The following is a 19,175-nucleotide window of genomic DNA, read 5'->3' as shown; positions in this document are numbered from 1 at the left end:
CCGCGGACCCGGGGGCGGGGCACGCCCCCGGGCCCGCGTGCGCCCTCAGCCGGCCGGGCAGCCGGACGTGAGCGGTGCCGAGCCCGGGTCCCGGGCCTCCCACAGCTCCGGGTAGAACCGCCGGTACACCGACGCCCGCAGCTGCGCCACCCCGCTGCTGCCGCCCGTCCCCGGCAGGCCACCGATCTGCCGCTCCACCAGCAGCGCGTGGCAGGCCCGCCACTCCGTCCACACCTCGTCGTGGTCGACCAGCGCCTCCGCCAGCTCGGCCAGCTCCGCGAGCTGCGCGGGATCGCCGTCCAGCGGGCCCGCCGCCAGCCGCGCGTACGCCTTCCCGCGCTCCTCCCGCGTCCCGACCGCGAACCCCGCCTTGGCCAGCAGCCCCAGGAACCCCTCCCACAGCGTGGGCTCCGCCAGCCGGCCGCGCAGCCGCTCCCGCTCCTCGGCGGCCAGCCCGGCGACAGCCCGCCGCCCGTGCTCCCCGCGCACCCAGTCCGCCCCGCACAGTCCGGCGATCTCCACGTACTGCGCCGACTGCTGGCCGCTGCTGCTGCCCAGGGCGCCGCGGAAGGCGTGGAACTCGCGCGGCGGCATCGACCGCAGCGGGTGGATCGCGGCGATCAGCGCCCGCGTGAGCGAGACCGCGCGCACCAGCCGGGCCCGCGCTGCCCGCGGATCTCCCTCCAGCATCCGGTCCCGGGCGTCCGCCAGGTCCCGCAGGAGCTGCCCGAACCACAGCTCCTGCACCTGGTGGACGGTGATGAACAGCAGTTCGTCGGCCACCCCGCCGGCCAGCGGCGCCTGGAGCGCCAGCAGCTCCGGCAGCTTCAGGTAGGCGGAATAGGTGACGCTCCCGGTCTCAGACATCGGAGTCCTCCGGGGCGCGCAGTCCGTAGGCGGCGAACGCGTCCGTGACGCCCGGCAGGTCGAAGGCGCCGGCCTGGGCACACAGCCGCAGGGTGGAACGGGAGATCGTCTGGATGCGGTCCACGCCCGCGCTGCCGCCGTAGCTGTCCGCGAGGACGGCCTCGATCCGCTCCTCGTCCAGACCGGCCAGCCGCAAGGACACCCGTACCGGCTCCAGGTCCCAGTCCAGCGCGGCGCGGATCATCGCGGGCAGGGCGCGGGCCGCCAGGACCCGGCGCCGCCCGTCGAGCCGGGCCCACAGCTCCAGGAAGAACGCGGAGAAGAACCGGTGGTGGCGGCCCTCGTCCTTGGCGTGGTCGCGCATCAGCTCCCGGACCGTGCTCACCACGGTCGGGTCCTGCGGCACCTCGTTGAGGACGGCCGTGATCAGCGTCTCGAACACCACCGCCTGCAACTGCCCGGCCAGCACCGGGTCCTCGGGCAGTAGGCGCCGCCCGGTGTCCTGCAGCGCCGTCACGAAGCCGCCGTAGTCCACGTCCGGGACGGCGATCCCGGTGACGGCGGCCACCTGGTCGGCCAGGTCCAGGCTGTAGAGGGCGTGGTAGCCCTCGTCGCAGTACACCTTGAAGGCGTCCATCCGCAGCGCGGTGGGGAAGTGCAGCCCCGAGTTGCCGTTGGCGACCGGCTCGGCCGCCCCGTTGACCACCCGGGTCTCCAGATGGGTCGTCGCGTGCAGGAACTGGTACAGGTGCCGGACCGAGACCTCCCTGATCCGCTCGGGGGCCAGCGCCTTCACCTCCGGGTGCGCCAGGTGCGGTACCAGGGCGTCGGGGAAGAAGACCCGCCCCTGTTCCGCCTCGGCGTGGAACATCCGGCGGACTCCGCCGCGCACACCGGCGGTCTCGTACCAGCGGTCCAGGGGGCCGGGGGCCGTGCTCATGGGCGACTTCCGTTCCGTGCGGAGGGGGAGGGGGAGGGGGAGGAGGGCGGACCCGCCGGTGCGGTCAGGCCCAGGTGGACGGCGATCCGCCGGACCGCCTCGGCCACCAGCGGGGCGTCCACGGTGTGGCACAGCCGGAACCAGCCCGGCTCGGGCGAGCGGAAGGCCCCGCCGGGCAGGATGCTGACCTTCGCCTTCTCGAACAGCTCCCGCCACAGCAGCTCCTCGCCCCCGAAGCCGGCGGCGGGCAGCCACCGCCCGAGGTCCAGCCAGACCGAGAAGCCCGCGCCGGCGGGGGCGTACGGGATCCCGTACGCCTCCAGCAGCCCGGTCAGGCGACCGTACGAGGACCCCAGCCGGCGCCGCCCCGCCGCGAGGAAGCCGTCGACCCACCGCGGATCCGCCAGCAGCTCCGCCAGGGTGTGCTGGGTGGCGGTGGAGACGGGCGCGAAGTACGCCAGCGCCCGCGCGGCCGCCCGCACCTGCGGATCCCGGGTGTGCAGGACCCCGGTCTTCAGGCCGGGCAGCCCGAAGTCCTTCGCGAACCCCCACACCACATGGGTGCGCCCGGCCCAGTCCGGGTTGACGGCCGGGTCGGCGGCGCTGGTGAAGCCCTGCGGGCCGAAGACGGCGTGGGCGTAGATCTCGTCCGACACCAGGTCCACGTCGTGCTCGCGCACCACCCGCAGCAGTCCGGCCAGGACCTGTGGCGGGTGCACCTCGCCGATCGGGTTCGACGGGGACGACAGCGCCACGGCGCGTACGGTGATCCCCTGCGCCCGGGCCTCCCGCAGCGCCCGGTCCACGGCTTCCGCCGTCAGCCGGAACCCGTCGGCCGGGTCGAGCGGCGCGGGCAGGATCCGGGCGCCGGAGCGGCCGCCGAGGTCGGTGTCGAAGGCCCCGTAGTAGGGCGCGGGCACCACGATCGCCTCGCCCGGGTCGCACAGGACGGAGGCGATCGCGTCCAGCGCCCCGGTGGCACCGCTGATCACCACCAGGTCCTCGGCGTCCAGCGGCGTACCGAGGGCCGCCGACAGCAGCCCGGCGACGCGCCCGCGCAGCACGTCGGTGCCGTGCAGCGGGGCGTAGCGGGCCGTGGCCTCGGTCATCGGGGGGAGCCGCGCCAGCCGGTCCTCGAGGAGGTCCCACAGCAGCCGGTTCTCGGCGGTGCCCAGGTTCAGGTAGCCGTCGGGGCGGGTGACGGGGTCGTACGGCTCGGCCTCGGCGCGGAAGTGGGCCTCGGCGATGGCCGGGGTGTCGGCGAGCAGCCGGGCGGCCTGACGGGAGACGGGGCGCGGGCCCATCAGGACCTCCCGCCGTCTACGCCGGCGCCGGTCAGCAGGCCCGGGTGCACACCCAGCCCCATCGAGGCGTCGACGACGGCACCGTGCAGCACCGCGGAGTGCTCACCCGCCAGCCACCGCACCAGCTCCGCGATCTCCTCGGAGGTGATCATGCGGCCCTTGGGCAGCCGCGCGGAGAGGGCCGCCCGCTCCTCGGGCGAGAGCCGGTCCAAGGTGCTGGCCTGGAACATCGTGGTGTCCACGGCGCCCGGGCAGAGCGCGAACACGTCCACCGGGGAGTGCACCAGGTCGGCGGCGAGATGGCGGGTCAGATAGGTCAGGGCCGCCTTGCTCATCCCGTCGGCCGGGTGGAAGCCGGGGAACTGGAAGATCCCCCCGCCCACACTGGAGATGTTGATGATCTTCCCGAAGCCACGCTCCAGCATCCCGGGCAGCAGCTGCTCGGTCAGCCACAGCGGCCCCACCGCGTTGATCTGGAAGAAGGCCGACGCCCTGGCGTGCCCGGGCCCCTCGGCGTAGTGCTCGACCGTCTTGGACCCCACGGCGGCGTTGTTCACCAGCACGTCCACCGGGCCGGGCAGCCGGCCGAGCAGCAGCTCGTGGTCCTCCCAGTCACCCTGGGTGAAGGGGAACGCCTCCACCTTGGAACGTCCGGTGAGGGCCAGCTCCCGCACCAGTTCCTCGGCCCGCGCCCGCCCGTTGCGGTAGGTGAACCAGATCGTCCAGTCCTCCTCGCGCGCGAACCGCTCCACGCAGGCCCGGCCGATTCCGCCCGAGCCTCCGGTGACGAGCACACTTCGAGTCATCGACGTCCCTTCGCACGAAGAGACCGATCGGGCCACCGCTGTCGGGGGCCGCCGGAAACGATCGGCTCATCGGCCCCAAGTGCAGTGCAGAGCAGGCCAGTCCCGTTCAAGAAGCCCTGGACCCCGGCTCGCGCGACCTCCCTTTCCGGCCGGTGGGCCCCGTACACGGAGAACGCCCGGCCGGAAGGATCCGGCCGGGCGCGGGGGGACGGAGGACGGGCTCAGGCCAGGTCGGCCGCTTCCACTTCCTCCCGGGTGACGCCGAGCAGATAGAGCACGGTGTCCAGGAAGGGCACGTTCACGGCGGTGTGCGCGGCCTCGCGGACCACCGGCTTGGCGTTGAAGGCCACGCCCAGACCGGCCGCGTTCAGCATGTCCAGGTCGTTCGCGCCGTCACCGATCGCGACCGTCTGGGAGAGCGGCACACCGGCCTCCTCGGCGAAGCGGCGCAGCAGCCGCGCCTTGCCCGCCCGGTCCACGATCTCACCGGTGACCTTGCCGGTCAGCTTGCCGTCGACGATCTCCAGGGTGTTGGCCTGCGCGAAGTCCAGCCCCAGCTGCTCGCGCAGGTCGTCCGTGACCTGGGTGAACCCGCCCGAGACCACACCCACCTGGTAGCCGAGCGTCTTCAGCGTCCGCACCAGGGTCCGCGCGCCCGGGGTCAGCCGCACCTCCGCGCGCACCTTGTCCACCACCGACGCGTCCAGCCCCTCCAGCAGCGCGACCCGCGCGTGCAGGGACTGCTCGAAGTCCAGCTCCCCGCGCATGGCCCGCTCGGTCACCTCGGCGACCTCGGCCTCGCAGCCGGCGTGCGCGGCGAACAGCTCGATGACCTCGTCCTGGATCAAGGTCGAGTCCACGTCCATGACCACCAGCCGCTGCGCACGGCGGTGCAGCCCCGCCGAGACCACGGCCACGTCGACGCCGATCTGGGCGGCGGTGGTGGCCAGCGCGGTGCGCAGCGGCTCCGTCGCGACACCCGAGACGGCGAATTCCACCGCCGTCACCGGATACTTCGCCAGCCGGAAGATACGGTCGATGTTGCCGCCGGTCGCGGTGATGCGGGCGGCGATGGTGGCCGTGGACTCCGCGGTGAGCGGGTGCCCGAGCACGGTGACGTGGGAGCGGCCGGTACCGCGGGGGCGGTTGTCGCCGGTACCGGAGATGATCTCGGCCGACAGCTTCAGCGACTCGGCCCAGCTGTGGACGGTGGCCCGCAGCTCGCCGTCGGTGCCGACGGTGGGCCGGGTGACGAGGACGCACAGGACGATACGGCCGCGGGTGACGACCTGCTCGATGTCGACGACGTCGACGGAGTAGGCGGCGAGGGTGTCCATTAGCCCGGCGGTGATCCCGGGACGGTCCTTGCCGAAGATCTTGACGAGGAGGGTGGGGACGTCGGAGGTCTGCGAAGCGCTCATGGTCCTCTCACCGTATCTTCCCCGCCCCCGCCCCCGGCCCCCCGTCCCACGTGGTGAACGCCCCGCGCGTCCTTCCCTCCGGCCCCGGGCGTGTCCGGCGGCCGGACGGGCATCCGGGGTGAGACGTCCCGAATCTCACCCTCCGGGCCGCTTTCTCCCCCGTCCGGGGGGCGGCCGGGGGCGCCCGCGGAAGGCCCCGATTCCACATGTGGCCGCGGGCCTGAAATAGTTCCCCCGGAAGTTCGCCATACCTAGACTCCCTGACGTCGTTCTCCCTGGACGCCAGGGGGATTCTCGGGGGACCTAAGTGGGGCTGGAGTGCCGGAACTCGTACTGGAATTGAACGGAAGGACCTGGACGCTCGATCCGTCCAGGTCGTACTCGCTGGGGCGCGATCCCCAGGGAGACATGGTGATCGATGATGCCCGTGTGTCCTGGCGGCACGCCACCATCAGCTGGAACGGCCGGGGTTGGGCCCTTGAGGACCACGGCAGCACCAACGGCACGTACGTGCACGGCGCGCGGGTCCAGCAGACGGAGCTCGTGCCGGGTACGCCGGTGCACCTGGGCAACGCGACGGACGGCCCGCGGCTGAATCCGAGCGCCGGCTCGTCGGCCGCGCAGCAGCAGCCGGCCTACCAGGCCCCGGCCGCCGCGCAGGGCCAGACCCCCGCGTTCCAGCCACCGGTCCAGGCGCAGCCGCAGCAGCCCGCCTGGGACCAGCAGCACCAGATGCACCAGCAGCCGCAGCAGCATCAAGCTCCGCAGCAGCACCAGGCTCCGCCGCAGCAGCAGCACCCTCAGCACCCGCCGCAGCACCAGCCGTTCGTGCCGCAGCAGCAGGGCGGGGTTCCGCAGCAGCAGTCGGCCCCCGGCTACAGCAGCGACCACCGCAGCCCGACGACGTTCCACCAGATCGCCGTCGGCCGCGTGATGCGCATCGGCCGTGCCCTGGAGAACGAGCTCGTCGTCTCCGACCTCCAGGTCTCGCGCCACCACGCGGAGTTCCGCTCCGCGGGCGGCCGCTTCGAGATCCACGACCTCGGCAGCCACAACGGCACCTACGTCAACGGCCAGCCCCTGCCGAAGTCCGGCAGCGCGCTGCTCGGCCCCTCCGACATCGTCGGCGTCGGCCACTCGACCTTCCGCATCGTCGGCGACCGCCTCGAGGAGTTCGTCGACACCGGTGACGTCTCCTTCTCGGCGCGCCACCTGACGGTCACCGTCGACGGCGGCAAGCAGATCCTCAAGGACGTCACCTTCGGCGTCCCGGAGAAGTCGCTGATCGGCGTCATCGGCCCCTCCGGCTCCGGCAAGTCCACCCTCCTGAAGGCGCTGACCGGCTACCGGCCCGCCGACCAGGGTGACGTCCTCTACGACAACCGCAACCTGTACAAGCAGTTCGCGGAGCTCCGCCAGCGCATCGGCCTGGTCCCGCAGGACGACATCCTGCACAAGGAGCTGAAGGTCTCCACCGCGCTGAAGTACGCGGCCAAGCTCCGCTTCCCCGGCGACACCGCCGAGGCCGAGCGCGCCGCCCGCATCGACGAGGTGCTGCGCGAGCTCAAGCTCGACGTCCACAAGGACAAGAAGATCACCTCGCTCTCGGGCGGCCAGCGCAAGCGCGTGTCCGTGGCCCTGGAGCTGCTGACCAAGCCGTCGCTGATCTTCCTGGACGAGCCGACCTCCGGCCTCGACCCGGGCATGGACCGCGACGTCATGCAGCTGCTGCGCAGGCTGGCCGACGGCGGCCGCACGGTCCTCGTCGTCACCCACTCCGTCGCCGAGCTGGCCCTCTGCGACAAGCTGCTGGTGATGGCCCCGGGCGGGTCCGTCGCCTACTTCGGCCCGCCGGACGAGGCGCTGAACTTCTTCGGCTACACCACCTGGGCCGATGTGTTCTCCGCCTTCGAGAACTACCGCGAGTACGACTGGGCCGGCCGCTGGAAGGGCTCGCAGCACTACCAGCTGTACGCCGCCGACCTCGACGCCGTGGCCCCGCAGCAGGTCGCGATGCCGCAGCAGATGATCCCGCAGAAGCCGCAGGCATGGGGCTCGCAGCTGTGGACGCTGATCCGCCGCTACGTCTCGGTGATCGCCTCCGACAAGGGCTTCCTCGCCCTGATGGTGCTGCTGCCGGCGGTCCTGGGCATCGTGTCCACGGTGATCCCCGCGAAGTTCGGCCTGGCCCCGCCGACCCCGCCGTCCCGTTTCAACGGCGACGCCGGCACGATCACCCTGATCCTCGCGGTCGGCATGTGCTTCTCGGGCGCGGCCAACTCGGTCCGTGAGCTGATCAAGGAACGCGTCATCTACGAGCGGGAGCGCGCGACCGGCCTGTCCCGGTCGGCGTACCTCATGTCGAAGGTGATCGTCCTCAGTGTGATCACGGTCATCCAGGGCGCGATCATCTGCGCCATCGCCTTCACCCCGCGCAAGCTGCCGGCCGAGGGCCTGTTCATGAACCCGGCCGTCGAGCTCTGCGTCTCGGTCACCGCGCTCGGCATCACCGCGATGATGTTCGGCCTGGTGATCTCCTCGCTGGTGAAGACCGCCGAGAAGACCATGCCGCTGCTCGTGATGTTCGCGATCGTCCAGGTCGTCTTCACCGGCATCCTGTTCCAGCTGTACGACAAGGTCGGCCTGGAGCAGTTCGCCTACCTGATGCCCTCCCGCTGGGCCGTCGGCGCCGCCGGCACCACCCTGGACCTGGGCAAGCTCATGGCGCCGTGGGACCCGCAGAACCCCACCAACACCGACCCGCTGTGGGACCACACCACCGGCCAGTGGTTCGTGGACGTCATCGTCCTGCTGCTGCAGGGCGTGATCTGCGGCTTCGCGGTGGCCCGCCTGCTGCGCCGCCACGAGCCCGAGGTCATGCGCAAGTAGGACCGGCCCACGGCCAGGCACGCGGAACGCCTCAGGGCGGCACCCGGAACTCCGGGGGCCGCCCTGAGGCGCATGGGGGTGCTGTACGGGCGCGCAGCGGCCTAGTAGGCGCTGTTGACGTTGTCCATCGAGCCGTAGCGGTCGGCGGCGTAGTTGCACGCGGCGACGATGTTCGCGACCGGGTCGTACAGGTCGAACTTGGTGCCCTTGACGTGGTACGTGTTGAAGGTCGGCTGGATGACCTGGAGCAGACCCTTCGAGGGGATGCCGTTCTTGGCGTTGATGTCCCACAGGTTGATCGCGCGGGGGTTGCCGCTCGACTCGCGCATGATGTTGCGGTGGATGCCGGAGTAGGTGCCCGGGATGCCCTCGCGCTTCATGATGAAGAGCGCTTCCTTGATCCAGCCGTCCAGGTTGTTCGCGAAGACCGGGGTGCGGACCGCGGAGCGGCTGGCCGCCGCCTTGGCCTCGCGGTCCTTCTTCGTCTTCGCCTCGGCCTGCGCCTTCGCGGCGGCGTCCTTGGCCTTCTGGTCCGCCACGGCGTGCTGGGCCCCGAGGTGCTGCTGGATCGACTGGGTCCACGCCACGGGGGCCACGGCCACGGTCTGGGCCTCCTGCGTACCGGTACCCGACGCCGGGACGGCGGAGAAGGCGAGCGCGGCGGCACCGAGGGTGGCGACACCGGCGATCGACAGCTTGTACGCCTTCGTCAGACGACTGTGACCGGGAGTGCTGGAAGCAGACATGGGCAACCTCTTCGAATAGCGGGGGCCGCAGGAAGGCGCCGGACGGATCCGGGATCCGTGGGCGCCTGGCGACGGGAGCCATTCTTAGCGGCGGCAAAATCCTGTGGCAAAGGTGTGACATACGATCCCGCTTAGTGGATCAGGGGCGCCCACCCCCTCGGGACTTTGGTCCCGAAGACGGGCCCCAGCAGCTCCCAGCACGCCTTTACGCATCCACTACCCGGCTTCGTAAGTGACGTGCGTCCTATGCCCGGGCTCACATCGGCCGTGTAACAGTCTCACCAGGAGTTGCAACAGCAATGCGCAGGGTGACCTCCTCCCGCAGACCTACGCCCAGCGCCCGATCCCCGGTCGCCCTACCCGCCGGTACGGTGATCTCCATGGACAACGGACCCTGCACCGGGCTGGCGGCCGTCAGCACCGCCCTCCTCGCCATGAGCCGCCCGCTGGAGGTCCAGGACGTCCTGCGGACGATCGTCGTCTCGGCCCGCTCGCTCCTCGACGCCGAGTACGCGGCCCTGGGCGTCCCCGACGACCACGGGGGCTTCGCCCAGTTCGTGGTCGACGGCGTCAGCGAGGAGCAGTGGCGGAAGATCGGCCCCCTGCCCCGCCAGCACGGCATCCTCGCCGCGATGCTCCACCAGGACACCCCCCAGCGGCTGGCCGACGTACGCGAGGACCCCCGCTTCGAGGGCTGGCCCGACGCCCACCCCGAGATGTCCGACTTCCTCGGCCTGCCCGTCCGCGACGGCGAGGAGACCCTCGGCGCCCTCTTCCTCGCCAACAAGAGGACGGCCCCGGGCCGGCCCAGGGGCTTCACCGACCAGGACGAGGAGCTCCTCTCCCTCCTCGCCCAGCACGCCGCCATCGCCCTCACCAACGCCCGCCTCTACGAGCGCAGCCGCGAGCTGACCATCGCCGAGGAGCGCTCCCGCCTCGCCCACGAGCTGCACGACGCCGTCAGCCAGAAGCTCTTCTCCCTGCGCCTGACCGCCCAGGCCGCCGCCGCCCTCGTGGACCGCGACCCGGCCCGCGCCAAGGGCGAGCTCCAGCAGGTCGCCGCCCTCGCCGCCGAGGCCGCCGACGAGCTGCGCGCCGCCGTCACCGAACTGCGCCCGGCCGCCCTGGACGAGGACGGCCTCGTCGCGACCCTGCGCGACCACGTCCGCGTCCTGGACCGCGCCCACACCGCCCGCGTCACCTTCACCTGTGACGGCGTACGGGCCCTGCCCGCCGCCCAGGAGGAGGCGTTGCTGCGCGTCGCCCAGGAGGCCCTCCACAACGCCCTGCGCCACTCCGGCGCCGACCGCGTCGAGGTCACCCTCGCCCGGGCCGCCGCCGGCGGGGCGCTCCTGCGGGTACGGGACTGGGGCCGGGGCTTCTCCCCTCCCACCGTCCGCAAGGCCGGCCGCCACCTGGGACTGGTCTCCATGCGGGACCGCGCCGCGGGCGCCGGCGGACGGCTGGACGTCCGCTCCGCACCCGGAGCGGGCACCACGATCGAGATGGAGGTCCCCGGTGTCTGACACCCCCGACACCCCCGACACCCCCGACACCCCGGGCGCCTCCGGCCGGATCCGCGTCCTGCTGGTCGACGACCACCAGGTGGTCCGGCGCGGGCTGCGCACCTTCCTGGAGGTGCAGGAGGACATAGAGGTGGTCGGCGAGGCCGCCGACGGGGCCGAGGGCACCGCCCGCGCCGAGGAGCTGCGGCCCGACGTCATCCTGATGGACGTCACCATGCCCGGCACCGACGGCATCGAGGCCCTGCGCCGGCTGCGGGACCTCGGCAACCCCGCGCGCGTCCTCGTCGTCACCAGCTTCACGGAACAGCGCACGGTGGTCCCCGCCCTGCGCGCCGGAGCCGCCGGATACCTCTACAAGGACATCGACCCCGACGCGCTGGCCGGCGCCATCCGCTCCGTCCACGCCGGGCACGTCCTGCTCCAGCCGGAGGTCGCCGAGGCGCTGCTCGCCGCCCAGGACGACCAGGGCGCCCCGGCCGGGCGCCCGGGCTCCCTGACCGAGCGCGAACGCGAGGTCCTCGGGCTGATCGCCGACGGGCGCTCCAACCGGGAGATCGCCCGGGCGCTCGTCCTGTCGGAGAAGACCGTCAAGACGCACGTCTCCAACATCCTGATGAAGCTGGACCTCTCCGACCGCACGCAGGCCGCGCTGTGGGCGGTCCGGCACGGGATCACCCGCTGAGCTGAGATTCATACTGTCGGGTGTATGTCGCCCACATGGCGTAACCCGGCGGGCGGGGGAGCGTTCTCCAGGGCGTGCTGCGGCGGACCGGCCGCGGCAGACGTACTGGAGGACGAGAAGTGAAGAACTACAAGAAGGCCGCAGCCGTCACCATGATCGCGGGCGGGCTCATCGCCGCCGGCGCCGGTGTCTCCTCGGCGCACGGCGGTGCGTCCGCGGAGGGCGGGGCCCTGAACTCGCCCGGCGTGGCCTCCGGGAACCTGCTCCAGGTGCCCGTGAACGTCCCCGTGAACGTGGTCGGCAACTCGGTCAACGTCATCGGCCTGCTCAACCCCGCCTTCGGCAACACGGGCCTCAACCACTGACCCACCCCGGACCCGCGGCCCCGCCTCCCCCTTCTCCCCGGGAGCCGGGGCCGCGCCGTACCCTTCCCGCCAGCCCCGGCGCCCCGGGGGCAGCCCGCCGCCGGACGCCCCCCGCGAGGCCGCCGGAGGCTACCGGTCCTCCACCGCCGCGTTGTACGCCGCCACCAGCGCCCGCCGGGCCACCCGCTCCACCGGGCGCAGCGCCTCCGCCCGGGCCGCCATCTCCGAGGCCGCCACGGCGCCCCCGGGCCCCCGCTCGTACGCCAGCGACACCATCAGGTCCACCCGCTGCGCCAGCGCCAGCACCCGCACCGCCCGCGCCGGATATCCCGGCGCCAGCACCTCACGGCCCGCCTCCGCCCGCGCCCGGTACGCCGACAGCGCCGCCTCCGCCACGGGCCCCGACCCCGCCACGTCCAGCCGGGTCAGCACGACCGTCGCCTCCCGCAGCGCCTCCGCCAGCTCCCGCTCGGCCTCGCCCAGCGAGGGCACGTCCGCCGGCGGAGCCTCCCGCACCGGCAGGCACCGCCACACCACCGAGACGTGCGCGTCACCCGCCGGCCCCGCCTCCGACACCTCCGGCACCAGCCCCAGCGCGGCCCCCGCGCACACCACCGCCTCCTCCGCCTCCAGCGCCGCCGCGTTGAACTCCGCCGGCCCGCTCAGCCCCAGCGGATGCCCCGGCGCCGGCAGGGCCACCCGCAACCCGGTCACCCCCAGCTGCCGCAGCCGCCCCAGCGCCAGCGTGAGCCCCACCGGACCCACCTCACCGGGCAGCCCCGCCACCCGGTGCGAGGCGTCCTCGCCCACGATCGACGACGCCGCCTCGTCGGGCGAGACATGACCGGCCAGCAACGCGTTCCCCCAGGCGGCCAGCCGCCCTGAACGTGGTTCGAAAAGCATCCCCCCACTCTACGGATCGGGCCCCGTACCGGGCCTGGCGCCCGGACCCCTCGCCGAGTGGCGTAGGTTTTCCCCGGGGGTTTTCCCCTGGGGCTGCGCCTGCCGGCGCACAGCGAACCGTGACTGCAAGGGGTGACAACACGCTCATGAGCGATGTTCTGGAGCTGGTGGACGTATCCGTGGTCCGCGAGGGCCGGGCTCTGGTGGACCAGGTCTCCTGGTCGGTGAAGGAGGGGGAGCGCTGGGTGATCCTCGGCCCCAACGGCGCCGGCAAGACCACGCTGCTGAACCTCGCCTCCAGCTACCTCTTCCCCACCAAGGGCTCCGCCACCATCCTCGGCAGCACCCTGGGCAAGCCCGGCAGTGACGTCTTCGAGCTGCGCCCGCGCATCGGCGTCGCCGGCATCGCGCTCGCCGACAAGCTCCCCAAGCGGCAGACCGTCCTGCAGACCGTGCTCACCGCCGCCTACGGCATGACCGCGACCTGGCAGGAGGAGTACGAGGAGGTGGACGAGCAGCGCGCCCTCGCCTTCCTGGACCGCCTCGGCATGTCCGACTACCTCGACCGCAAGTTCGGCACCCTCTCCGAGGGCGAGCGCAAGCGCACCCTGATCGCGCGCGCCCTGATGACCGACCCCGAGCTGCTCCTGCTGGACGAGCCCGCCGCCGGCCTCGACCTCGGCGGCCGCGAGGACCTCGTCCGCCGCCTCGGCCGCCTGGCCCGCGACCCCCTGGCCCCCTCCATGGTCATGGTCACGCACCACGTCGAGGAGATCGCCCCCGGCTTCACCCACGTCCTGATGATCCGCCAGGGCAAGGTCGTCACCGCCGGCCCCATCGAGCTGGAGCTGACCTCGCGCAACCTCTCCCGCTGCTTCGGGCTCCCGCTGGTCGTGGACCGCAACGACCACGACCGCTGGACCGCCCAGGGCCTGCCCCTGCGTTGACGGCGGCCCCTGCGCCCGCAGGACGGCCGTCGCGCCCTGTCCAGGCCGCGCCCACCCGCCCTACCATGACCATGTGGACATCGACGCATGGGTGTGGTGGCTCATCGGCGCGGTCGGACTGGGCATCCCCCTCGTCCTCACCGCCATGCCGGAGTTCGGCATGTTCGCGGTCGGCGCCCTCGCCGCCTCCGTCACGGCGGCCCTCGGCGCGGGAGCGGTCGCCCAGGTGCTGGTCTTCATCATCGTCTCGGCCGGGCTGGTCGCCGTCGTCCGGCCCCTCGCCAACCGGCACCGCGACCAGCGGCCCCACCACCGCAGCGGCATCGAGGCGCTGAAGGGCAGAACCGCCGTCGTACTGGAACGGGTGGACGGCAGCGGCGGCCGCATCAAGCTCGCCGGCGAGGTCTGGTCCGCCCGGACCCTCGACACCCACACGAGTTTCGAACCCGGCCAGTCCGTCGACGTCGTGGACATCGACGGTGCCACCGCCGTCGTCATGTGACAAGCAGCCCACCCGCGGCCCCGGGGTCTGCGAGACTCCGCTGAACGGGGCAGCACAGACAGCCGGAAGGGCACGGGGAGAACCGCATGCAACCGATCATCATCGTCCTGATCATCCTGGTGGTACTTGTCTTCATCGCCCTGGTCAAGACGATCCAGGTGATCCCGCAGGCCAGCGCCGCGATCGTGGAGCGGTTCGGCCGCTACACCCGCACCCTCAACGCGGGCCTGAACATCGTCGTCCCGTTCATCGACTCGATCCGCAACCGGATCGACCTCCGCGAGCAGGTCGTCCCCTTCCCGCCGCAGCCGGTCATCACCCAGGACAACCTGGTCGTCAACATCGACACCGTCATCTACTACCAGGTGACCGACGCCCGCGCCGCGACGTACGAAGTGGCCAGCTACATCCAGGCCATCGAGCAGCTCACCGTCACCACCCTGCGCAACATCATCGGCGGCATGGACCTGGAACGGACCCTCACCTCCCGCGAGGAGATCAACGCGGCCCTGCGCGGCGTCCTCGACGAGGCCACCGGCAAGTGGGGCATCCGCGTCAACCGCGTCGAGCTCAAGGCCATCGAGCCGCCGACCTCCATCCAGGACTCGATGGAGAAGCAGATGCGCGCCGACCGCGACAAGCGCGCCGCGATCCTCCAGGCCGAGGGCGTCCGGCAGTCGGAGATCCTGCGCGCCGAGGGCGAGAAGCAGTCCTCCATCCTGCGCGCCGAGGGCGAGGCCAAGGCCGCCGCCCTCAAGGCCGAGGGCGAGGCCCAGGCCATCCGCACGGTCTTCGAGTCCATCCACGCCGGCGACGCCGACCAGAAGCTCCTCGCCTACCAGTACCTCCAGATGCTCCCGAAGATCGCCGAGGGCGACGCCAACAAACTCTGGATCGTGCCCAGCGAGATCGGTGACGCGCTCAAGGGCCTCTCGGGCGCCATGGGCAACTTCGGCCCCATGGGCGGCGGTTCGCCGGGCTTCAACCCGCAGAACACCGGCAAGGGAGCCCCCGCCGCCGACGGCGGGCCCGAACGCCCCGAGCGCCGCGAGCAGCCCCCCATCGACTGACGCGGCCCTCCCCTCGTGCATGATCGGTGAGGCCCCTCGACCTTCATGGCGGGGAGGCGACTCACTCACGCAAAGGGGATGGCTCCGTCCATGTCCATGTCCATCTGGGAATCACTCGCGGTCCTCGCCGCCGGAATCGGCGCCGGCACCATCAACACCATCGTCGGTTCCGGCACCCTCATCACCTTCCCGGTGCTGCTCGCCACCGGCCTGCCCCCGGTGACCGCCAACGTCTCCAACACCCTCGGCCTCGTCCCCGGTTCGCTCAGCGGGGCGTTCGGCTACCGCAAGGAGCTGCGGGGACAGCGCGGCCGCGTCCTGCGGCTCGGCGCCGTCTCCCTCGTCGGCGGGCTCGCGGGCGCGGTCCTGCTGCTGACCCTGCCGTCGGACTCCTTCGACACGATCGTGCCCGTCCTCATCGGCCTGGCCCTGGTCCTCGTCATCCTCCAGCCCAGGCTCGCCGCGGCCCTGCGCCGGCGCCAGGAAGCCGCCGGCGGCGAGCCCGGCCACCCCGACGGCGGCCCCGCCCTGCTGACCGGAATGCTCCTGGCCAGCGCCTACGGGGGCTACTTCGGCGCCGCCCAGGGCGTCCTCTACCTCGGCCTGATGGGGCTGCTGCTCCACGACGACCTGCAACGGATCAACGCCGTCAAGAACGTGGTCGCGGCCCTCGTCAACGGCATCGCCGCCGTCTTCTTCCTCTTCGTCGCCGAGTTCGACTGGACGGCCGTCCTCCTCATCGCCGTCGGCTCCACCCTCGGCGGCCAGATCGGCGCCAAGGTCGGCCGCCGGCTCCCCCCGGCCGTCCTGCGCGGCATCATCGTCACGGTCGGCGTCCTCGCCATCGTCCAACTGCTGCTCCGTTGACCGGCGTAGCGGAAATACGTATGCCCCGTCCGCCGCACTCAGCGACGGACGGGGCATACGGGGCTCACGGGACGCACCCGCGACCGGAGGGAAATCAGGCGGAGCGCGACAGCCACGCGGGCAGCTCCTCCTGCCCGCCCACCCCCAGCGCGAGCAGCATCGCGTCCGCCGGGGACGGCACGAAGGGCTTGCGCAGCAGCGGCATCCCCGCCTCCTCCGGCGTCCGCGCCGCCTTGCGGTGGTTGTCCTCGGCGCAGGACGCCACCGTGTTCAGCCAGGTGTCCCCGCCCCCCTGGGCCCTCGGCAGCACATGGTCCACCGTCGTCGCACGCTTCCCGCAGTACGCGCACCGGTGCTGGTCCCGCACCAGCACCCCCCGCCGCGACCAGGGAGCATGTCTTCGGAAGGGCACCCGGACGTACCTGCACAACCGGATCACCCGGGGCATCGGAAGATCCACCGCGGCCGCGCGCACCCGCAGTTCGGGATGGGACTGTTCCACCACGGCCTTGTCCTGGAGCACCAGAACGACAGCCCGGTTCAGCGACACCGTCGACAGCGGCTCGAAGCTCGCGTTCAGCACCAGCGTGTCCCGCATCTCGCCCACCTCCCGTGTGCAGGCCCGCGACCACCCCGGCGGCAAGGCCCGCAACCACTCTGGCCGCGCGCGCCACGCGGGACAACGCAATAAAAATGCCCGGCCCCGGCCTCCTTTAGACCAGGACCGGGCAAACGCCCGGGAAACGATCAGCCCGCCGGCGCCTCGTACTCACCGATCAGCTGCGCCCGGCCGATCGCGTGGAACCGCAGATGGAACCCGACCGCCGCGCACGAGGCGTCCGCGTCCGGACCGAGCTTCTCCCGGTCCACCGCGTACACCGTGAACACGTACCGGTGCCGCTCCCCGGCCGGAGGCGCCGCCCCGCCGAAGTCCTTCGTCCCGTAGTCGTTGCGCACCTGCACCGCACCGGCCGGCAGCCCCTCGAACTTCCCGCTGCCCGCACCGGCCGGCAACTCGGTGACGGAGGCCGGGATGTCGAAGAGCACCCAGTGCCAGAACCCGCTGCCCGTCGGCGCGTCCGGGTCGAAGCAGGTCACCGCGAAGCTCTTCGTCCCCTCCGGGAACCCCTCCCAGCGCAGCTGAGGAGAGAGGTTCCCGCCCGAGAGGACCTGCGCGTCCGACAGGACGGCACCGGGTTCGAGGTCGGCACTGGTCACCGTGAAGGAGGGCACCTCGGGGTGGAAGGCGTGGGGGAGAGGGGCCCTGTTCCGCTCGGTCACTGCTGTACTCCTTGATCGAAGAAGCCGTACGGCCCCGAGCCTAGAACCAGTTGCGCTGCGAACCCACGGAGGCGATCCACTGGTTCAGGTACGCCGCCCAGTCGGTCCCCTCGTACGCGTGCAGACCCACCTGGAAACAGCGGTAGGTGTCACTGCCCTCGCTGAACAGCCCCGGCTTCTTGTCCATCTCCAGCACGACGTCCATCTCGTGCCCGTCCGAGACGAAGGTCAGCTCGACCTGGTTCAGACCCCGGTACTGCGACGGCGGCAGGAACTCGATCTCCTGGTAGAAGGGCAGCGTCTGCCGCGTCCCGCGGATGTGCCCCCGCTCCATGTCCGCACTGCGGAAACTGAAGCCCAGCTGCCGGAACGCGTCCAGGATCGCCTGCTGCGCCGGCACCGGGTGCACGTTGATCGGGTCCAGGTCCCCCGCGTCCACCGCACGCGCGATCTCCAGCTCCGTGCTCACCCCGATGTTCATCCCGTGCAGCGGGTGGCCGTCGAAGTGGGTGATCGGCGTCTCCGCCGGGATCTCCAGCGCGAAGGGCACCACGTGCAGGGCGTTCGGCTGCACCTTGAAGGCACCGCCGAGGCGCTGCTTGGTGAAGACGATGTCCTGCTTGTACTCCTGGTCACCGCCCTCCACCTCCACCCGCGCCTGGAGGCCCACCGACAGCCCCTCGATCTGCTGCTCCACGGACCCGCCCTGGATCCGCACCTCACCCTGGACGATGCCGCCCGGCACCACGTTCGGCTCGGTGATGACCGTGTCCACCGAAGCACCACCGGCACCCAGGCTCGCGAGCAGCTTCCTGAACCCCATGTCCATCTCCCCTATACGCATCTCTACGGCTCTGTACCGCTTACCACTGCGGAACCTTAGGGCCCGGTTGCACCGGCGCGCGTTCCAGTACGCTCGGCCGGATGAGCGCGCGCCCCGACCGTACGCCCCTGGCCCGGTCCTTCTTCGACCGCCCGGTCCTCACCGTGGCCCCCGACCTGCTCGGCCGCATCCTCGTCCGCCGGACCCCGGACGGGCCGATGGAACTGCGCATCACGGAGGTGGAGGCGTACGAGGGCCAGGCCGACCCGGGCTCCCACGCCTACCGCGGCCGCACCGCCCGCAACGCGTCGATGTTCGGGCCGCCCGGACACGCGTACGTCTACTTCATCTACGGCATGTGGTTCAGCCTCAACCTGGTCTGCGGCCCGCCGGGGCACGCGAGCGGGGTGCTGGTGCGCGCCGGGGAGGTGACCGTGGGCGCCGACCTCGCCGCCAAACGTCGGGTTACGGCCAGAAACCCGCGAGAACTGGCCAAGGGTCCGGCCCGCCTGGCCACCGCCCTGGACGTGGACCGCTCCCTGGACGGCACCGACCTCTGCGCCGGCCCCGACTCCCCCCTGTCGGTCCTCACCGGCACCCCCACCCCGCCCGACCAGGTGAGCAACGGTCCGCGCACGGGAGTGGGCGGCGCCGGAGCGGCCCACCCGTACCGCTACTGGATCACCGGCGACCCCACCGTCAGCCCGTACCGCGCCCATGCGCCGCGCCGACGGGCAACTTGACTCGATCTTGCGGGACGCCTAACGTAGCCCGAGCCGCTGGAACGGAACACTGCCATCGCAGACCCGTGGGGCGGCCAAACCACTACCTACGATCTTCCCCTGGCGGGGTCGATTTCGGCGCGCCCGAATTCGAATCCGACGGCTCGATTATGAGTTGCAGGGAGAAAGCGCTAACGTGGTGGAACGCCGAAAGGCAAAGGCCCCCAACGGCCGCCGAATTCAAATCCGGACCGGAAACGGAGCGGAAATGATCTGGTAGAGTTGGAAACGAAGGAAGAGCCCGGAGGGCCTGGAAACAGGAACGAAGGAAGCGTCCGTACCTTGAGAACTCAACAGCGTGCCAAAAATCAACGCCAGAAGTTGATACCCCGTCCACTCCGGTGGATGAGGTTCCTTTGAAAAGTCCTGTTCCTTCGGGGGCAGGCAACAACACAGCGAGGACGTTGTGGTCAGTCGGTCTTATTCCGACCGTGACTGACCCGCTCTTTCGTGT

Annotated in this window: 19 protein-coding genes; 9 read left to right on the top strand and 10 right to left on the bottom strand. The window is 71.8% G+C overall.

Features of this window, described 5'->3' with window-relative positions:
* Window positions 1-45: 45 nt before the first annotated feature.
* From ABZ716_RS07970 to serB, 5 genes are all read right to left on the bottom strand, one after another.
* Window positions 46-867, bottom strand: a complete 822-nt coding sequence (locus ABZ716_RS07970) for a tryptophan 2,3-dioxygenase family protein (protein WP_358957487.1) — start codon at window positions 865-867, stop codon at window positions 46-48.
* A complete protein-coding gene (locus ABZ716_RS07965) occupies window positions 860-1,807 on the bottom strand; it encodes a diiron oxygenase (protein ID WP_358813895.1) in 948 nt (315 codons plus the stop codon). The genes ABZ716_RS07970 and ABZ716_RS07965 overlap by 8 nt, the downstream gene beginning before the upstream one ends.
* Window positions 1,804-3,111, bottom strand: a complete 1,308-nt coding sequence (locus ABZ716_RS07960) for an aminotransferase class I/II-fold pyridoxal phosphate-dependent enzyme (protein WP_358957485.1) — start codon at window positions 3,109-3,111, stop codon at window positions 1,804-1,806. Before ABZ716_RS07960 ends, ABZ716_RS07965 begins: the two co-directional genes overlap by 4 nt.
* Window positions 3,111-3,917 carry an SDR family oxidoreductase gene (locus ABZ716_RS07955; protein ID WP_358957483.1) on the bottom strand — a complete coding sequence of 269 codons (807 nt, stop codon included), beginning with the start codon at window positions 3,915-3,917 and terminating at the stop codon, window positions 3,111-3,113. Before ABZ716_RS07955 ends, ABZ716_RS07960 begins: the two co-directional genes overlap by 1 nt.
* A 221-nt stretch (window positions 3,918-4,138) precedes the next feature.
* On the bottom strand, window positions 4,139-5,338 hold the full coding sequence (gene serB, locus ABZ716_RS07950; protein ID WP_358813898.1) for a phosphoserine phosphatase SerB: 1,200 nt from the start codon (window positions 5,336-5,338) through the stop codon (window positions 4,139-4,141).
* 318 nt (window positions 5,339-5,656) lie between these two features.
* Here serB and ABZ716_RS07945 point away from each other — a divergent pair, with 318 nt between their 5' ends.
* Window positions 5,657-8,227: an FHA domain-containing protein gene (locus tag ABZ716_RS07945; protein ID WP_358813899.1), complete on the top strand. Its 2,571-nt coding sequence runs from the start codon at window positions 5,657-5,659 to the stop codon at window positions 8,225-8,227.
* 101 nt (window positions 8,228-8,328) lie between these two features.
* On the opposite strand, the gene ABZ716_RS07940 is transcribed toward ABZ716_RS07945, so the two are convergent.
* Window positions 8,329-8,973, bottom strand: coding sequence for a transglycosylase SLT domain-containing protein (locus tag ABZ716_RS07940; protein WP_358957481.1), 645 nt, complete (start codon window positions 8,971-8,973; stop codon window positions 8,329-8,331).
* A 380-nt stretch (window positions 8,974-9,353) separates the two neighbouring features.
* On the opposite strand from ABZ716_RS07940, the gene ABZ716_RS07935 reads away from it, so the two are divergent.
* The 3 genes from ABZ716_RS07935 to ABZ716_RS07925 all read left to right on the top strand — a co-directional run bounded on the left by ABZ716_RS07935 (window position 9,354) and on the right by ABZ716_RS07925 (window position 11,546).
* Complete coding sequence (locus ABZ716_RS07935) at window positions 9,354-10,499, top strand: GAF domain-containing sensor histidine kinase (protein ID WP_358957479.1); 1,146 nt, start codon at window positions 9,354-9,356, stop codon at window positions 10,497-10,499.
* On the top strand, window positions 10,492-11,181 hold the full coding sequence (locus tag ABZ716_RS07930; protein WP_358957477.1) for a response regulator transcription factor: 690 nt from the start codon (window positions 10,492-10,494) through the stop codon (window positions 11,179-11,181). The genes ABZ716_RS07935 and ABZ716_RS07930 overlap by 8 nt, the downstream gene beginning before the upstream one ends.
* A 119-nt stretch (window positions 11,182-11,300) precedes the next feature.
* Entirely contained in the window at window positions 11,301-11,546 is a 246-nt protein-coding gene (locus ABZ716_RS07925) for a chaplin (protein WP_358813903.1), read from the top strand.
* A 129-nt stretch (window positions 11,547-11,675) separates the two neighbouring features.
* Here the strand turns inward: ABZ716_RS07925 and ABZ716_RS07920 are convergent, their stop codons facing one another.
* On the bottom strand, window positions 11,676-12,449 hold the full coding sequence (locus ABZ716_RS07920) for a hypothetical protein (protein ID WP_358813904.1): 774 nt from the start codon (window positions 12,447-12,449) through the stop codon (window positions 11,676-11,678).
* Window positions 12,450-12,595: 146 nt separating this feature from the next.
* Between ABZ716_RS07920 and ABZ716_RS07915 the strand changes: the two genes are divergently transcribed.
* The 4 genes from ABZ716_RS07915 to ABZ716_RS07900 all read left to right on the top strand — a co-directional run bounded on the left by ABZ716_RS07915 (window position 12,596) and on the right by ABZ716_RS07900 (window position 15,835).
* Entirely contained in the window at window positions 12,596-13,396 is an 801-nt protein-coding gene (locus ABZ716_RS07915; RefSeq protein WP_351890980.1) for an ABC transporter ATP-binding protein, read from the top strand.
* Between the two features lie 73 nt (window positions 13,397-13,469).
* Window positions 13,470-13,898 (top strand): NfeD family protein, encoded by a 429-nt coding sequence (locus ABZ716_RS07910; protein ID WP_358813905.1) that lies wholly within the window; start codon window positions 13,470-13,472, stop codon window positions 13,896-13,898.
* Between the two features lie 86 nt (window positions 13,899-13,984).
* The gene (locus tag ABZ716_RS07905) at window positions 13,985-14,968 is read left to right on the top strand and encodes an SPFH domain-containing protein (protein WP_358813906.1); all 984 of its coding nucleotides are present in this window, start codon (window positions 13,985-13,987) and stop codon (window positions 14,966-14,968) included.
* A 96-nt stretch (window positions 14,969-15,064) separates the two neighbouring features.
* Window positions 15,065-15,835 carry a sulfite exporter TauE/SafE family protein gene (locus ABZ716_RS07900; RefSeq protein ID WP_358957781.1) on the top strand — a complete coding sequence of 257 codons (771 nt, stop codon included), beginning with the start codon at window positions 15,065-15,067 and terminating at the stop codon, window positions 15,833-15,835.
* 94 nt (window positions 15,836-15,929) lie between these two features.
* Here the strand turns inward: ABZ716_RS07900 and ABZ716_RS07895 are convergent, their stop codons facing one another.
* The 3 genes from ABZ716_RS07895 to ABZ716_RS07885 all read right to left on the bottom strand — a co-directional run bounded on the left by ABZ716_RS07895 (window position 15,930) and on the right by ABZ716_RS07885 (window position 17,939).
* Window positions 15,930-16,433 carry an HNH endonuclease gene (locus ABZ716_RS07895; RefSeq protein WP_351890987.1) on the bottom strand — a complete coding sequence of 168 codons (504 nt, stop codon included), beginning with the start codon at window positions 16,431-16,433 and terminating at the stop codon, window positions 15,930-15,932.
* Window positions 16,434-16,582: 149 nt separating this feature from the next.
* A complete protein-coding gene (locus tag ABZ716_RS07890) occupies window positions 16,583-17,116 on the bottom strand; it encodes a YbhB/YbcL family Raf kinase inhibitor-like protein (protein WP_358957475.1) in 534 nt (177 codons plus the stop codon).
* A 40-nt stretch (window positions 17,117-17,156) separates the two neighbouring features.
* Complete coding sequence (locus tag ABZ716_RS07885) at window positions 17,157-17,939, bottom strand: sporulation protein (RefSeq protein ID WP_358813908.1); 783 nt, start codon at window positions 17,937-17,939, stop codon at window positions 17,157-17,159.
* A gap of 101 nt (window positions 17,940-18,040) precedes the next feature.
* On the opposite strand from ABZ716_RS07885, the gene ABZ716_RS07880 reads away from it, so the two are divergent.
* The gene (locus ABZ716_RS07880; protein WP_358957471.1) at window positions 18,041-18,682 is read left to right on the top strand and encodes a DNA-3-methyladenine glycosylase; all 642 of its coding nucleotides are present in this window, start codon (window positions 18,041-18,043) and stop codon (window positions 18,680-18,682) included.
* The last annotated feature ends 493 nt before the right edge of the window (window positions 18,683-19,175 follow it).

The organism is Streptomyces sp. NPDC006687 (assembly GCF_040636215.1).
In the GTDB taxonomy this organism is placed as follows: Bacteria; Actinomycetota; Actinomycetes; order Streptomycetales; family Streptomycetaceae; genus Streptomyces.
The sequence above is the reverse complement of the archived record's forward strand: the minus strand, read 5'-3'. Positions and strand labels throughout refer to the sequence as shown.

Coding starts and splice junctions, on each gene's coding strand:
- ABZ716_RS07970 (WP_358957487.1), bottom strand. CDS start 867: ATGTCTGAGACCGGGAGCGTCACCTATTCCGCCTACCTGAAGCTGCCG.
- ABZ716_RS07965 (WP_358813895.1), bottom strand. CDS start 1,807: ATGAGCACGGCCCCCGGCCCCCTGGACCGCTGGTACGAGACCGCCGGT.
- ABZ716_RS07960 (WP_358957485.1), bottom strand. CDS start 3,111: ATGGGCCCGCGCCCCGTCTCCCGTCAGGCCGCCCGGCTGCTCGCCGAC.
- ABZ716_RS07955 (WP_358957483.1), bottom strand. CDS start 3,917: ATGACTCGAAGTGTGCTCGTCACCGGAGGCTCGGGCGGAATCGGCCGG.
- serB (WP_358813898.1), bottom strand. CDS start 5,338: ATGAGCGCTTCGCAGACCTCCGACGTCCCCACCCTCCTCGTCAAGATC.
- ABZ716_RS07940 (WP_358957481.1), bottom strand. CDS start 8,973: ATGTCTGCTTCCAGCACTCCCGGTCACAGTCGTCTGACGAAGGCGTAC.
- ABZ716_RS07935 (WP_358957479.1), top strand. CDS start 9,354: ATGGACAACGGACCCTGCACCGGGCTGGCGGCCGTCAGCACCGCCCTC.
- ABZ716_RS07920 (WP_358813904.1), bottom strand. CDS start 12,449: ATGCTTTTCGAACCACGTTCAGGGCGGCTGGCCGCCTGGGGGAACGCG.
- ABZ716_RS07915 (WP_351890980.1), top strand. CDS start 12,596: ATGAGCGATGTTCTGGAGCTGGTGGACGTATCCGTGGTCCGCGAGGGC.
- ABZ716_RS07905 (WP_358813906.1), top strand. CDS start 13,985: ATGCAACCGATCATCATCGTCCTGATCATCCTGGTGGTACTTGTCTTC.
- ABZ716_RS07900 (WP_358957781.1), top strand. CDS start 15,065: ATGTCCATCTGGGAATCACTCGCGGTCCTCGCCGCCGGAATCGGCGCC.
- ABZ716_RS07895 (WP_351890987.1), bottom strand. CDS start 16,433: ATGCGGGACACGCTGGTGCTGAACGCGAGCTTCGAGCCGCTGTCGACG.
- ABZ716_RS07885 (WP_358813908.1), bottom strand. CDS start 17,939: ATGGGGTTCAGGAAGCTGCTCGCGAGCCTGGGTGCCGGTGGTGCTTCG.
- ABZ716_RS07880 (WP_358957471.1), top strand. CDS start 18,041: ATGAGCGCGCGCCCCGACCGTACGCCCCTGGCCCGGTCCTTCTTCGAC.